This window comes from Saccharothrix tamanrassetensis (assembly GCF_014203665.1).
GTDB lineage: Bacteria > Actinomycetota > Actinomycetes > Mycobacteriales > Pseudonocardiaceae > Actinosynnema > Actinosynnema tamanrassetense.
Map to the genome: position 1 here is coordinate 176,321 of NZ_JACHJN010000003.1, position 14,125 is coordinate 190,445.

Here is a 14,125-nt window from a genome sequence, read left to right on the forward strand (position 1 = left end):
CAATACCGGGCGGATCCTGTCCACTATTGCCTCTAACGTGCCGGTGTCCCCTCGGAGGACGGGGTCAGAAGCGTCCTCCAGCGCAGAAAGGATCCACCGTGCAGCTTGTCTCTGTCCGCGTCATCACCAACGACGTCGCCCGTCTTGTCGAGTTCTACGAGCAGGTGACCGGCCTCGATGCGCGGCGGCCCGCCGAGCAGTTCGCCGAGCTCGTAGGTCCGTCGTGCACGTTGGCCATCGGCAGTGCCGAGACGATGGCGCTGTTCAGTGCCGGGGCGGCCGTACCCGAGTCGAACCGGACCGCGATCCTCGAATTCCTCGTCGAGGACGTCGACCGGGAGCACGAACGGCTGACGAGCCTGGCTGTCGCCCCCGAGATCGTGCAGAAGCCGACCACGATGCCGTGGGGAAACCGCTCCCTGCTGTTCCGGGATCCCGACGGCAACCTGGTCAACTTCTTCACCCCGCTTACCGACGAGGCCCGCGCGAGGCTCGCCCGCTGACCGGCTCTGTCAGCGGCCGGGCGATCGACGCCGAGGAAATGCCACGAGTCTGAGACTGATCATGGTGACAACGCGGTGAGACAACTGAGAAAGCCCAGCTCACACAAGATCGACATGTGATTCGACGGTGAGGACCTGCACCCGGTAGGTCATCCGCCGTTCCAGAACCGCCGGGCCTCACCGACCAGGCAGTCGCACGTGGCGTGCGTCAGGCCGCACCACCAGCAGGTCGGCTGCGGTTGGCTCAGCGGGGCGGGCGCGGTCGGCACGGCGCGTGCGGTCCACGTGTCCGGTGTGCCGGGCCGGACCCGCGGCGGCCGGCAGTTCACCCAGGTGACCGGGTGCAGCCGTCCGCAGCGCGGGCACTGCCGCACCCGGAAGCCGCCCGCCGGCGGGGTGGCGAGGAGTCCGGCCGCGGGCGGACCGCCCGGCGCCGGCAGGCGTTGTGCGGCCGTCGGCCGGGGTGTCGTCAGCGACAGGTCGATGCTGCCGCGCCCGCCCAGCGTGATCGTGCGTCCGTCCACCGTCGTGAACGGGTGGGGCGTGGCGAACAACCGGTCCCGCCGTCCCGCGAACGCCCCCAGCGAGTAGGTGCCGCGCGGGACCGTGAGCGAGACCTGGTCACCGATCCGCGCCGGCACCACCAGGCCGCTGCGGGTGCGCACGTCCTGCCCGGTCAGCACCAGGCCCACCGGATCGCCTTCGCGCAACCCGAGGGCGCGGGCCGACGCGGTGAGCCCCGGTCGCACCGACACGACGCTCTGCGCGCCGCCCGCCCGCGCCGACGCGAGGGTCGCCAACCGCACCGCCGCGCCGTACTCGTCGAACGCCTGCACCGGAGCGCCCGCGCGGTCGAAGATCGCGTCGCGCCGGTCGTAGAGGTAGCGGGCCGCGAACACCGTGAGCGGGCCGATCGGGCCCAGCACCACGGACGCGGCGAGTTGCGCGAGCAGGGTGTAGCCCTCCCGGCGCTCCTCGGCGGTCGGATGGAACCGGTTGTAGGTCATACCTTTCCGATGCCGGTGGTGCCCCCGGCGATACAGGCCGGAGGGGTCACGGCGGAGCCGACTGGCCGGCGCTGGGGTTTCCCGCCGGCGACGTTCACCGGACTCGTCAGGACCACGCGCTGACCGCCGTTCCCGGACCGGGGTGGAGACCGCCCGCTGATCGCGCCGCCCGGCCGGCCCGCCACGCCCGGCATTTAGGACGCTCGTACCGGAAACCAGCAGGTGAGACAGGCCACCCGGCTGTCGGGACGCGCGCACCCGCCGGCTATGCTCGTCGACAACCCGGACACATCGCCGTGGCCGGCCGGCGCGGGTCTCGGCTGGCTCAGACGGCCCCGCGCTCCCCACCCGCCTTGCACACCACCGGGAGCACGTCCGTGACCAAGCCCGTTGTCCTGATCGCCGAGAAGCTCGCCCCGTCCGTTCTCGACGTCTTCGGCGAAGGCATCGAGGTGCGCCACGTGGACGGCACCGACCGCCCCGCGCTGCTCGAGGCCGTGGCCGACGCCGACGCGCTGCTGGTCCGCTCAGCGACCAAGGTGGACCGGGAGGTCTTCGCCGCCACCACCAAGCTCAAGGTCGTCGCCCGCGCGGGCGTGGGCCTGGACAACGTGGAGGTCCCGGCGGCCACCGAGCGCGGCGTGATGGTGGTGAACGCGCCGACGTCCAACATCGTCAGCGCCGCCGAGCACGCCGTCGCCCTGCTGCTGGCCACCGCCCGGCAGATCCCGGCCGCGCACGCCACCCTCCAGAACCACGAGTGGAAGCGCAGCAAGTTCAACGGCGTCGAGATCAACGGCAAGACCGTCGGCGTGGTCGGCCTGGGCAAGATCGGCCAGCTGTTCGCCGCGCGCCTGGCCGCGTTCGGCACCGAGCTGATCGCCTACGACCCGTACGTGAGCCGGCAGCGCGCCGCCCAGCTCGGCATCGAGCTGGTGACGCTGGAAGAGTTGCTGGAGCGCGCCGACGCGATCTCCATCCACCTGCCGAAGACCCCGGAGACCAAGGGCCTGATCGGTGCCGAGCAGCTCGCCAAGGCCAAGCGCGGCGTGATCATCGTGAACGCGGCGCGCGGCGGCTTGGTCGACGAGGAGGCGCTGGCCGAGGCGATCAAGGAGGGCCAGGTCGGCGGCGCGGGCATCGACGTGTTCAGCACCGAGCCCACCACCGAGAGCCCGCTGTTCGGCCTGCCGAACGTGGTCGTCACGCCGCACCTGGGCGCGTCCACCTCGGAAGCCCAGGACCGGGCGGGCACGGACGTCGCCAAGTCGGTGCTGCTCGCGCTCCAGGGCGAGTTCGTGCCGGACGCGGTGAACGTGCAGGGCGGCGGCGTGGTCGGCGAGGAGGTCCGCCCGTACCTGCCGCTGGTGCAGAAGCTCGGCACGGTCGTCGCGGCGCTGTCCGCCAAGGCGCCCACCAGCGTCACCGTCGAGGTGCGCGGCGAACTGTCCAACGAGGACGTGTCGGTGCTGCCGCTGGCCGCGCTGCGCGGCGTGTTCTCCAGCGTGGTGGAGGAGCAGGTCACCTTCGTCAACGCGCCGAGCCTGGCGGCCAGCCTCGGCGTGTCGGTCGATGTGACCAAGGAGCCGGAGAGCGCCAACCACCGCAGCCTGGTGACGGTGCGCGCGGTGCAGGCGGACGGCGCGGTCATCACCGTGTCGGGCACGCTCACCGGCCTGGACCAGGTGGAGAAGCTGGTCGGCATCAACGGCCGCAGCTTCGACCTGCGCGCCGAGGGCAACGTGCTGCTGCTGGAGTACCCGGACCGGCCCGGCGTGATGGGCACCGTCGGCACCCTGCTCGGCGAGGCCGGCGTGAACGTCGAAGCCGCGCAGATCAGCCAGACCAAGGACGGCGCGGACGCCTTCATGCTGCTCCGCGTGGACCGCCCGGTGGACACCGCCGTGCTGAACCCCATCGGCGCCTCCGTCGGCGCGCACACGGCCCGGGCTGTGTTTTTTGCCGCTGCTTCGCAGGCGGCGGGCTCGGCCGCCTGAAAGTCGGCAGGCCGACCCCGATTTCCGGCGATCGGAAAGCGTGATCGCCGGAAATCGGGGTCGGCCTGCCGACGCGGCCTCGCGTGGCGGGTACCAGGGGAGGTACTGGAGGCGGGGGAGTGTGGGGCGTGGGGCGGGGGCGAGTGTGAGGGGGCGGGTGTGGGGGGTGGGGGTGTGAGGGGGCGAGGGGGTCGAACTTACGTACGGTGATGGTGGGGGTGTGTTCGGGTCGTCCTGTGGTGTTGGGGCTGGTCGTGGCGGCGGGTGGGTTGACCGTTGATTGTCAAATCTGTGGGTGCCGTCACTCTTTCGGTCTAATTGATCGGGTGAGTGGACCGATTAGGTTCCACCCACGAGGTTGACCCGGTGCCGTAGAGGGCACGGCACCACGCGGGCAGCTCCACCCCCTACCGGACGCATGCGACGCTGCCTGCCGGGTCGTATCAGGCCTCGGTTGGGGCAAGTTGTGAGCCGATCTCGCGTTGTCGCCAGATCAGCCGTACCGGTGTTGGCCGCGATACTCGTCGCGGGCGCCACGGCAGGCACCGCGCAGGGCGCGGAAGATCCACTGGCGCCGTCCGTCGCCGCCGCGAACGGGCTGGACGCCAGGAACCTCCAGCTGAAGGTGGGCAAGCGGCTGTCCGCCGCGCAGGGCAAGGTCACCGCGTTCGTGGAGTTGGAGGCCAAGCCGGCCGTCGACACCTACGCCGAGAAGACCGGCCAGGGCGCGACGAAGCAGCAGGCCAAGGACGCCGCCAAGGCCACGAAGAACGACACCGCCAAGGTCGTCGACTCCGTGGTGACGGACCTCAGGGGCAAGGACTCCTCCACCAAGGAGGTCTACCGGACCACCAACGGCGTGCCCGGTGTGGTCGTCACGGCCGACGCCACGAAGGTGCGCGAACTCGCGCAGCGCGCGGACGTCAAGTCGGTGCGCACGGTGGTGCCGAAGTCGCGGCAGAACTCCTCCGCGGTGCAGCTGACGAACACGCTCAAGGCGTGGCAGCAGTACGGCAGGCTCGGTGACGACACCCGGATCGGCATCATCGACACGGGCATCGACTACACCCACGCCGACTTCGGCGGTCCGGGCACCATCGAGGCGTTCCGGGCGATCGACGAGACCAAGGTCGACGCCTCGTACTTCCCGACCGCCAAGGTCGTCGGCGGCTACGACTTCGTGGGCAACGCCTACGACGGCGCGAGCACCGACCCGGCGGTCAACACCCCGAAGCCGGACCCGAACCCGATCGACTGCAACGGCCACGGCTCGCACGTCGCCGGCACCTCCGCGGGCTTCGGCGTCAACGCCGACGGCTCCACCTTCAAGGGCGACTACACCAAGCTCACCCCGGAGACGCTCAACGCGATGCGCATCGGCCCCGGCACCGCGCCGAAGGCCCTGCTGTACGCGCTGAAGGTGTTCGGCTGCGACGGCTCGACCAACGTCACCGCGCAGGCCCTCGACTGGTCGCTCGACCCGGACGGCGACGGCGACTTCTCCGACCACCTCGACGTGGTGAACCTGTCGCTGGGCTCCGACTACGGCGCCCCGGACGACCCGGACTCGCTGTTCGTGCGCAAGGTCAACGCCTCCGGCGTGGTCACCGTGTTCGCCGCGGGCAACGGCGGCGACCTGTACGACATCGGCGGCGCGCCGGGCAGCACCCCCGAGTCGCTGACCGTGGCGTCCACCCGCGACGCGTACGTGCTGCGCGACGCGGCCGAGGTGACCGCCCCGGCCACCGCGGCGGGCCGGAAGTCCGGCCAGTACAGCCAGAACTACGACTACGAGGGCAAGTCCGTCACCGGCCTGGTCGTGCCGTTGGGCGACCCGGCCAACAAGGACGGCTGCCAGCCGCTGTCGGCCGCCGACTCGGCCGCCGTCGCCGGCAAGATCGCCTGGCTGGAGTGGGACGACAACGACGCCAGTCGGCGTTGCGGTTCCGGTGGCCGGGCGAACAACGTGACCGCCGCCGGTGCCGTGGGCGCGGTGTTCAGCTCCACCCTCGAGCACTTCAGCGCGGGCATCGCGGGCAACGCGGCCATCCCGGTCATCCAGCTCACCGGCGGGGCGACCGCCTCGGTGCGCCCGGCGCTGGCCGCCGGCACGCTGACCGTGCGCCTCGCGGGCGACCTGCGCACCGTGCTGCCCACCTACGACCAGGCGATCACCGACACGCCCAGCTCGTTCACCTCGCGCGGCGTGCGCGGCCCGGTCGTGAAGCCGGACGTGGCCGCCCCCGGTGACACCATCGCCTCCGCCCAGGTCGGCTCGGGCAACAAGACGTCGGTCAGCAGCGGCACCTCGATGGCGGCCCCGCACACCTCGGGCATCGCCGCGCTGGTCCGCCAGGCCCACCCGGACTGGACGCCGGAAGAGGTCAAGGCCGCGATCATGAACAGCGCGTCCGCCGACGTGAAGGCCGACGGCAAGACCTACGCGCCCAACCGCGTCGGTGCCGGCCGGATCGACGGCAGGGCGGCCCTGGACAACCAGGTGCTGGCCTACGTGCAGGACGACCCGGGCGCGGTCAGCGCCTCGTTCGGCGTGGTCGAGGTGACCAAGCCGGTGGCGCTGTCCAAGACGATCAAGGTGGTCAACAAGTCCACGAAGTGGGTCGACTACACCGTCGACTACCAGGCCCTGACCACCATCCCGGGCGTGCGCTACGAGCTCTCGCAGAGCACGGTGCGGCTCAGCCCGCGCGGCGTGGCGAAGGTCAAGGTCACGCTGAAGATCGACAAGCCGGGCGACCTGCGCAAGACGGTCGACCCGACGGTCGAGGCGACCCACCTGGACCTGCCGCGCCAGTTCCTGGCCGACGCGTCGGGCCGGGTCGTGTTCACGCCCAAGAGCGGCTCCGCGGTCGCCCTGCGGGTGCCGGTGTACTCGGCGCCGAAGCCGGCCGCCGACATCAACACGCCGGACCGGGTGACCTTCCGCGGCGACGCGGCCCAGTCGGTGCTCAACCTCAGCGGCCGGGGCGTCAACCAGGGTGCGTACAAGTCGCTGGTCAGCGTGCTGGAGTTGCAGCAGTCCTCGCCGAAGCTGCGCGAGTGCCGCCGCAACGTGACGACGAACTGCACGCTCAACGACACCGCCAAGGGCGGCGACCTGCGGTACGTGGGCGTCACGTCCACCGCGCCGCTGGCCAAGGCCCAGGGCGAGCCGGAGAAGGCGCTGCTCGCGTTCGGCATCGCCACCTGGGGCAACTGGTACAACCTCGGCAACAACACGATCCCGTTCGTCGACATCGACACCACGGGTGACGGCGTGCCGGACTACGAGGTCTACGCGAACAAGCTGACCGACACCGACTTGCTGGTGGCCGTCACGGTGAACCTGGCCAACGGCCAGACCGTGGACGTCCAGGCGGTCAACGGCCAGTTCGGCGACGTGGACACCAACGTGTTCGACACCAACGTGGTCGTCCTGCCGGTGCTGCTCAGCGCGCTCGACATCGACCCGGCGGCGGACACGCGGCGCATCTCGTACACGACCGGTGTGTCGGGCTTCTACGTCGCGCCCGGCGCGTCGAACGGCCTGATCGACTCCATCGACACGCCGTCGTCGTTCGACCCGCTCAAGCCGGGCCTGTGGGTGCAGGGCGGCGGCGACGCCGCGCTGTCCTACCAGGCCCGACCGGGCACCGCGCTGGTGGTCAACCGGGACGCCGCGGCCCTGGCCGCGGACGGCTCGGACAGCCTGCTGGTGCTCAACCACCACAACGCCACCGGCGACAGGGCCGACGTGGTCAAGGTGAAGGCGGGCAGGAGCGGCCGCTCGGCGGACTGACGCCACGGCGGTTCACCACTCTGGCCGGTCGGGGGTTGCCCCGGCCGGCCAGCTCCGTTAAGCGGAACGGGTGACGGCCGAACGGGGGTACTGAACCGTTCGGGTGTCCCGCAGACCGGGACAACTGGCCACTGAAGTGTGTTCCGGGTGCGGTGAACGGGTCCGCGACCGGTAGCCTTTCGCAAAGGAAACTAGTCCCGCGCAATGGGACTGATACCTGGGAGGTGTGTGGATGCGGCTCGCAGTGATCCCAGGAGACGGGATCGGGCCCGAGGTCGTCGCCGAGGCCCTGAAGGTGCTCGGTGAGGTCGTTCCAGCGGCTGAGATCACCCGCTATGACCTCGGCGCGGCGCGCTGGCACGCCACAGGTGAGCTCTTGCCGGAGTCGGTGCTGGGCGAACTGCGCCAGCACGACGCCATCCTGCTCGGCGCCGTGGGTGACCCCTCGGTGCCCAGCGGCATCCTGGAGCGCGGCCTTCTGCTCCGCCTGAGGTTCGAACTGGACCACCACGTCAACCTGCGCCCGGCGCGGTTGTACCCCGGTGTGCGCAGCCCGATCTCGGATCCGCCGGAGATCGACATGGTGGTCGTGCGGGAGGGCACCGAAGGGCTGTACGCCGGCAACGGCGGCCTGCTGCGCAAGGACACCCCGCACGAGATCGCGACCGAGGTCTCGATCAACACCTCGTTCGGGGTGGAGCGGGTGGTCCGCGACGCGTTCGCGCGGGCGGCCAACCGGCCCCGCAAGCACCTGACGCTGGTGCACAAGACCAACGTGCTCACCCACGCCGGGTCGCTGTGGTCGCGGGTGGTGGAGGAGGTCTCGCTCCAGCACCCGGACGTGACGGTGGCCTACCAGCACGTGGACGCGGCGACGATCCACCTGGTGACCGACCCGGCACGGTACGACGTGATCGTCACCGACAACCTGTTCGGCGACATCCTGACGGACCTGGCCGCCGCGGTGACCGGCGGCATCGGGCTGGCCGCGTCCGGGAACCTGGACGTGACCCGGCGCAACCCGAGCATGTTCGAGCCGGTGCACGGCAGCGCGCCCGACATCGCCGGCCAGGGGATCGCCGATCCCACGGCGGCGGTGCTGTCGGTGGCGCTGATGCTGGACCACCTGGGCGAGCACGAGCCCGCCCGGCGGATCGAGGCTTCGGTGGCGTTCGACCTCGCCACCCGGGACCACGCCTCGCCCGGTGCCACCTACGCGGTGGGCGACCGGTTGGCGGCGCTGGTGAGCTCGAACGTCCGGACCGGCTGACAGGTCGGAGCACTCGTCGGAGGCCGTCTCGCTCGCGAGGCGGCCTCCGACGCGTTCCGGGGTTGTCCTTCGGGGCGCGCGGGGGCTGGACCGGGTGCCGGCGGCGGTGTGGAGGGTGAGCAGAGCCACGAAGGTGGCTTTGGGTTTGCCCGGCACGTAGGGTCACCATCGCCACCCGCGGGGGAAGTCCGGTCTGAGTCCGGCGCTGACCCGCAACGGTAGGTCCCGATCCCAGGGGCGAGCCCGATCACCCGCAGGCGGCGGAAGTTGCTCCACTCCTGCCGTGGTCTGCGGGACGGATGCGCCGGTCCCCCGGGCTGCGTGCCGCACGGCCACCCGTCCGAGAGGTGACCGGTGACCAAACGGCTGTGCGCCGGGCTGGCTGTGCTCCTGGGTCTTTCCGTTGTGTGCGGCGTGGCGCTCGGGCCGGTGAGCGTTCCGTTCGGGGACGTCCTGCGGCTGCTGAAGGCGGCCGTCACCGGGGGAGTCCTCCAGCCCGTCGATGCCGGGCCGTATCGGATCGTGTGGGACATCCGGTTGCCGCGGGTGCTGCTGGCCGCGGTGGTCGGGGCCGGGCTGGCGGTGGTCGGGGTGGCCATCCAGGCGATGGTGCGCAACGCGCTGGCCGACCCGTACGTGCTGGGGATCTCCTCCGGGGCGAGCGTGGGGGCCACGGCGGTGGCCACGATGGGGCTGTTCGCCTCGTTGGGGATCTACGCGCTGTCCACGGCCGCGTTCCTGTCGGCGTTGGCCGCGATGGGGCTGGTGTACCTGGCCGCGAGCCGGGGCGGGTTGACGCCGCTCCGGTTGGTGCTGACCGGGACCGCGATGGCGTACGGCTTCTCCGCGGTGGCGATGCTCCTGGTCTTCCAGTCGCCGCGGGGCGAAGCGGCCAGGGCGGCGATGTTCTGGCTCCTCGGCAGCCTGGGCGGGGTCACCTGGGCGTCGTTGCCGGTGGCCGCGGTCACCGTCGTGGCGGGCACGGTCTGGTTGCAGACCAGGGCCAAGCAGCTGAACGCGATGTCCATGGGGGACGAGACCGCGACGACGCTGGGCGTGGACGTCGCCCGGCTGCGCAAGGCCCTGTTCGTGGCGACCGCCGCGATGACCGGTGTCCTGGTCGCGGTCAGCGGCGCGGTCGGGTTCGTCGGGTTGATGCTGCCGCACCTGGTCCGCCTGCTGGTGGGCGCCGACCACCGGAAGGTGCTGGCCGTCGCGCCGCTGGCCGGGGCCTGTTTCCTGATCTGGGTCGATGTGGCGGCCCGGTTGCTGGCCGCGCCGGAGGAACTGCCGCTGGGGGTCATCACGGCGGCGTTGGGCGTGCCGTGCTTCGTCTTCCTCATGCGTGGGCGCGGCTACGTGTTCGGGGGCAGGTGATGGACGTCGAGCTCCAGGACGTGACCGTGCGGAAGATCCTGCACGGGATCACGCTGGCGGTCGGCAGCGGCGAGGTGCACGGGATCGTCGGGCCCAACGGCAGCGGCAAGTCGACGACCCTGCGGTGCGTGTACCGGGCGCTGGAACCGTCCGGCGGCGTGGTGCGGCTGGCCGGCAGACCGCTGGCCGGCCTGCCGGTGCGCGAGAGTGCGCGCGCCATGGCCGCGCTGACCCAGGACAGCCACGTGGAGTTCGACTTCACGGTGGCCGAGGTCGTGGCGATGGGGCGGCTGCCGCACCAGACCGGGTTCGACCGGGAGACCGCCGAGGACCGCGGGATCTGCGCGGACGCACTGTCCCGGATGGACGCCTCCTACTTGGCCGGTCGCAGCTTCCTGAGCCTCTCCGGCGGTGAGCGGCAGCGGGTGCTGATCGCCCGCGCCCTCGCCCAGCGACCGGAGGTGCTGGTGCTGGACGAACCCACCAACCACCTGGACATCAACCACCAGATCGCAGTCCTCCGGCTGGTGCGCGGCCTGGGGATCACCGTGTTGACGGTGCTGCACGACCTGAACCTCGCCGCCGCGTACTGCGATCGCATCCACGTGCTGGACGCGGGACGGGTGGTGGCCGCGGGGAAGCCGGCGGACGTGCTCACCCCGCAGGTGCTCGAAGAAGTGTTCCGGGTGCGGGCGCACGTCGTGCCCCACCCGACCAGCGGCGTACCGCAACTGTTGTTCGAACACCAGGAGGTCAACCCGTGAGAAGGCTCGTCGCCCTCGCCCTCGTCCTGTCCACGACCGGCTGCGGCGCGACCATCGCGCAGGAGGAGTCGGCGGGCCGGGCGGTGACGGTGCAGAACTGCGGGCAGCAGGTCACCTACGACAAGGTGCCGAGCAAGGTCGTCACGAACGACACGGGCATCGCGGAGCTGATGTTCGCGCTGGGGCTGGCCGACCGGATGGCCGGCTACGTCATCGGGACCAGCCAGCAGGGCGACGTGGCGAGTTCGCCGTGGAAGGCCGACTTCGCGAAGGTGCCGAAACTGGCGGAGGAGATCAACAAGGAGGTCGTGCAGGGCGCCGGGGCGGACCTGGTCTTCGCGGGGTGGAACTACGGGTTCTCGGAGAGCACGGGGTTCACGCCGGAGGCGTTGAAGGGCATGGGGGTCGCCACCTACCAGCTGACCGAGGCGTGCCTGAACGGGGTGGGGAAGCAGCGCGGGATCATGCCGCCGCTGGAGGCGCTCTACACCGACCTGCGCAACCTCGGGACCATCTTCGGGGTTTCGGAGAAGGCCGAGGAGTTGATCGCCGGGTACCGGGAGCAGGTGGCCGGCGCGGAGGAGTTGATGCGGGGCAAGGCCCGGCCGAAGGTCTTCCTGTACGACAGCGGGTTGGACCAGCCCTTCACCGCCGCCCGCAACGCCGCCGCGCAGGACGTCATCGGGAAGGCCGGTGGTGACAACGTCTTCGGGGACCTGGACGACAGCTGGACCACGGTGGGGTGGGAGGCCGTGGTGGCGCGCAACCCGGAAGTCATCGTGATCAACGACTACGCGGACGGGGACGCGAGCACGCCGGAGCAGAAGCGGGCGTTCCTGGAGTCGTACCCGCCGCTGCGCGAAGTCCCCGCCGTGAAGGACAAGCGGTTCTTCGTGCTGCCCTACGCGGCGCTGGTCGAGAGCCCGCGCAACCCCGCCGCCATCGAGTCCTTCGCGCGGTTCCTGGCGTCCGGCTGAGCGTTCGCGAGCGTTGCCGGGCGCTCAGAGTGTGGGACAACCCGTCCGTGGCTTGGTCGGCGCGGACGGGCTGTGGCAGTATCGGGCTCGTGGCTCTCCACGCCGTGATCATTATTTCCGAGCGCGCCGGGTAGTGCATCCCAAGCACCCGGCGCGCCGACCTCTCGCATCCTGCGGGGGGTCTTTTTGTTTTCCGAGTTCTTCTAGGAGACCCTCGTGACCACCCTCGGCGATACCTTCCACGTCTACGACACGACCTTGCGGGACGGTGCCCAGCGCGAGGGCATCTCCTACTCGGTGACCGACAAGCTGGCTGTCGCACGGCTGTTGGACGGGTTGGGCGTGGGGTTCATCGAGGGCGGGTGGCCGGGGGCGTTGCCCAAGGACACGGAGTTCTTCGCACGGGCCGCGGCGGGCGACCTGACGTTGAAGCACGCGCAGCTGGTGGCGTTCGGGTCCACCCGCAAGGCCGGTGTGAAGGTCGCGGAGGACGCGCAGGTCAGGGCGTTGCTGGCGTCCCAGGCGCCGGTCGTGACGCTGGTCGCCAAGTCCGACCGCCGGCACATCGAGCGGGCGCTGCGGACCGACGTGGCGGAGAACTGCGCCATGGTCCGGGACACCGTCCGGTTCCTGGTGGACGAAGGCCGCCGGGTGTTCCTCGACGCCGAGCACTTCTTCGACGGCTTCGCGTTCGACCCGGACACCGCGCTGCGCACCCTGGAGTCCGCTGTGGAGGGTGGGGCGGACGTCGTCGTCCTCTGCGACACCAACGGCGGCCGGCTCCCCCTGGGACTGGCCGAGACCGTGGCCGACGTGGTGGCCCGCACGGGCTTCCGGGTCGGTATCCACTGCCAGGACGACACGTCCTGCGCGGTGGCCAACACCGTCGCGGCGGTGCAGGCGGGGGCCACCCACGTCCAGTGCACCGCGAACGGCTACGGCGAGCGAGCGGGCAACGCGGACCTGTTCGCCGTCGTCGGGAACCTCGTGACCAAACTCGGCCTGGCGGTGCTACCGCACGAATCGCTGGCCGAGCTCACCCGCGTCTCCCATGCGCTTGCCGAGATCGCGAACATCGCACCCGACTCCCACCAGGCCTACGTCGGGTCGTCGGCCTTCGCCCACAAGGCGGGGCTGCACGCGAGCGCGATCAAGGTCGATCCGGAGCTGTACAACCACATCGATCCGGACACCGTCGGCAACGACATGCGGGTGCTGGTCACCGAGATGGCGGGTCGGGCCAGCCTCGAGCTCAAGGGACGTGAGCTCGGGATTGACCTGGCCCGCCGGCCCGACGCGCTGACCAGCGCGGTGCGGAAGGTCAAGGAGCTGGAGGCGGGCGGCTGGTCGTTCGAGGCGGCCGACGCCTCGCTGGAGCTGCTGCTGAAGGACGAGCTGTCCGAGTCGGACACCCCGCCGTTCACCCTGGAGTCCTACCGGGTCGTGCTCGACCACACCCGGGACGGCGCGATCGTGTCCGAGGCCACGGTGAAGGTGCACGTGGCCGGTGAACGGGTGATCGCCACCGCCGAGGGCAACGGGCCGGTGCACGCGCTGGACGCGGCGTTGCGCAAGGCGTTGCTGCCGCACCTGTCCTGGTTGGACAGTGTGCACCTGAACGACTACAAGGTGCGCATCCTGACCGATCAGCACGGCACCGACGCCGTCACCCGCGTGCTGGTGGAGTCCACCGACGGCGAGCGCGAGTGGACCACCGTCGGTGTGCACGGGAACATCGTCGAAGCCAGTTGGCTGGCGCTGTGCGACGCCTTGGTGCACAAGGCGTCGCGGGCCGCCGCTACGCCGTCACGAGGGTGAGCCGCTCGGCCGCCAGGATGCGGCTGAGCGGGTAGAAGTAGGACGAGCACGAGCCGGACCCGGAGCCGCCGATCAGGTGGCCCTGGGCCTGGCCGCCGGCCACCACCGGCACCCAGTCCTCGCCGGGGTGCACGCACAGGCTCGTCCGGGTCAGACCGGTCACCGTGCCGCCGGGGAACGTGATCGAGGCGTTCTTGGCCTGGATGACGCCGCAGCGGGTGCCGCCGACCCGGCTGATCCCGCACACCGACGACCCGACCGTGCCCTCCAGGGATCCGGTGACGGCGGTCGGGTGGCCGGCCACCCGGGGCAGCTGGTCCCACTTGTCGGGGTCGGACAGCCGCACCACGGCGTAGGTGGCCCGGATGGCGACCACCGGCCCGATCCCCGGCAGGGTGGGGTTGGCGCGGGCGCACGCGACCGACACGAGCAGGTGGCCGGCGGTGTTGAAGCCGTTGACGCAGCGGGCGCCGGCGCTCTGGTTCAACGGGGTGCCGGCTTCCAGCGGGATCGCCGCGGCGGCCGGGGTCGCCGTGGCGACGAGCAGCAGGAGTACCACGAGCAGGGTTCGCATGGTTCGACGCTAGGCACGGCGGGTGCGTCCGCAAGCCGC

The 14,125-nt window shown here is 71.1% G+C and carries 10 protein-coding genes and 1 riboswitch; of the genes, 8 read left to right on the plus strand and 2 right to left on the minus strand.

The annotated features are described in order from the left end of the window. Positions 1 to 98: 98 nt before the first annotated feature. The gene (locus FHS29_RS09910; protein ID WP_184690279.1) at positions 99 to 503 is read left to right on the plus strand and encodes a VOC family protein; all 405 of its coding nucleotides are present in this window, start codon (positions 99 to 101) and stop codon (positions 501 to 503) included. 149 nt (positions 504 to 652) lie between these two features. On the opposite strand, the gene FHS29_RS09915 is transcribed toward FHS29_RS09910, so the two are convergent. Continuing rightward, positions 653 to 1,510, minus strand: coding sequence for a serine protease family protein (locus FHS29_RS09915; RefSeq protein WP_184690280.1), 858 nt, complete (start codon positions 1,508 to 1,510; stop codon positions 653 to 655). A 377-nt stretch (positions 1,511 to 1,887) separates the two neighbouring features. On the opposite strand from FHS29_RS09915, the gene serA reads away from it, so the two are divergent. From serA to cimA, 7 genes are all read left to right on the plus strand, one after another. Next, a complete protein-coding gene (gene serA / locus FHS29_RS09920; RefSeq protein ID WP_184690281.1) occupies positions 1,888 to 3,507 on the plus strand; it encodes a phosphoglycerate dehydrogenase in 1,620 nt (539 codons plus the stop codon). A gap of 466 nt (positions 3,508 to 3,973) precedes the next feature. Beyond that, entirely contained in the window at positions 3,974 to 7,306 is a 3,333-nt protein-coding gene (locus tag FHS29_RS09925) for a S8 family peptidase (protein ID WP_184690282.1), read from the plus strand. 232 nt (positions 7,307 to 7,538) lie between these two features. Next, positions 7,539 to 8,576 carry a 3-isopropylmalate dehydrogenase gene (locus FHS29_RS09930; protein ID WP_184690283.1) on the plus strand — a complete coding sequence of 346 codons (1,038 nt, stop codon included), beginning with the start codon at positions 7,539 to 7,541 and terminating at the stop codon, positions 8,574 to 8,576. Between the two features lie 137 nt (positions 8,577 to 8,713). Beyond that, positions 8,714 to 8,849, plus strand: a riboswitch (cobalamin riboswitch). An 81-nt stretch (positions 8,850 to 8,930) separates the two neighbouring features. Beyond that, on the plus strand, positions 8,931 to 9,953 hold the full coding sequence (locus tag FHS29_RS09935) for a FecCD family ABC transporter permease (protein ID WP_312864846.1): 1,023 nt from the start codon (positions 8,931 to 8,933) through the stop codon (positions 9,951 to 9,953). Then, entirely contained in the window at positions 9,953 to 10,717 is a 765-nt protein-coding gene (locus FHS29_RS09940; RefSeq protein ID WP_184690284.1) for a heme ABC transporter ATP-binding protein, read from the plus strand. The genes FHS29_RS09935 and FHS29_RS09940 overlap by 1 nt, the downstream gene beginning before the upstream one ends. Next, entirely contained in the window at positions 10,714 to 11,694 is a 981-nt protein-coding gene (locus tag FHS29_RS09945; RefSeq protein ID WP_184690285.1) for an ABC transporter substrate-binding protein, read from the plus strand. The genes FHS29_RS09940 and FHS29_RS09945 overlap by 4 nt, the downstream gene beginning before the upstream one ends. Before the next feature lie 216 nt (positions 11,695 to 11,910). Next, positions 11,911 to 13,512, plus strand: coding sequence for a citramalate synthase (cimA, locus tag FHS29_RS09950; RefSeq protein ID WP_184690286.1), 1,602 nt, complete (start codon positions 11,911 to 11,913; stop codon positions 13,510 to 13,512). On the opposite strand, the gene FHS29_RS09955 is transcribed toward cimA, so the two are convergent. Further along, positions 13,493 to 14,086 (minus strand): S1 family peptidase, encoded by a 594-nt coding sequence (locus tag FHS29_RS09955; RefSeq protein ID WP_184690287.1) that lies wholly within the window; start codon positions 14,084 to 14,086, stop codon positions 13,493 to 13,495. The two genes, cimA and FHS29_RS09955, sit on opposite strands and share 20 nt — an antisense overlap. Positions 14,087 to 14,125 lie beyond the last annotated feature (39 nt).

Excerpts from the sequence above, each read along its gene's own strand:
- FHS29_RS09955 (WP_184690287.1), bottom strand. The coding sequence starts at position 14,086 with ATGCGAACCCTGCTCGTGGTACTCCTGCTGCTCGTCGCCACGGCGACC.
- FHS29_RS09930 (WP_184690283.1), top strand. The coding sequence starts at position 7,539 with ATGCGGCTCGCAGTGATCCCAGGAGACGGGATCGGGCCCGAGGTCGTC.
- FHS29_RS09915 (WP_184690280.1), bottom strand. The coding sequence starts at position 1,510 with ATGACCTACAACCGGTTCCATCCGACCGCCGAGGAGCGCCGGGAGGGC.
- FHS29_RS09940 (WP_184690284.1), top strand. The coding sequence starts at position 9,953 with ATGGACGTCGAGCTCCAGGACGTGACCGTGCGGAAGATCCTGCACGGG.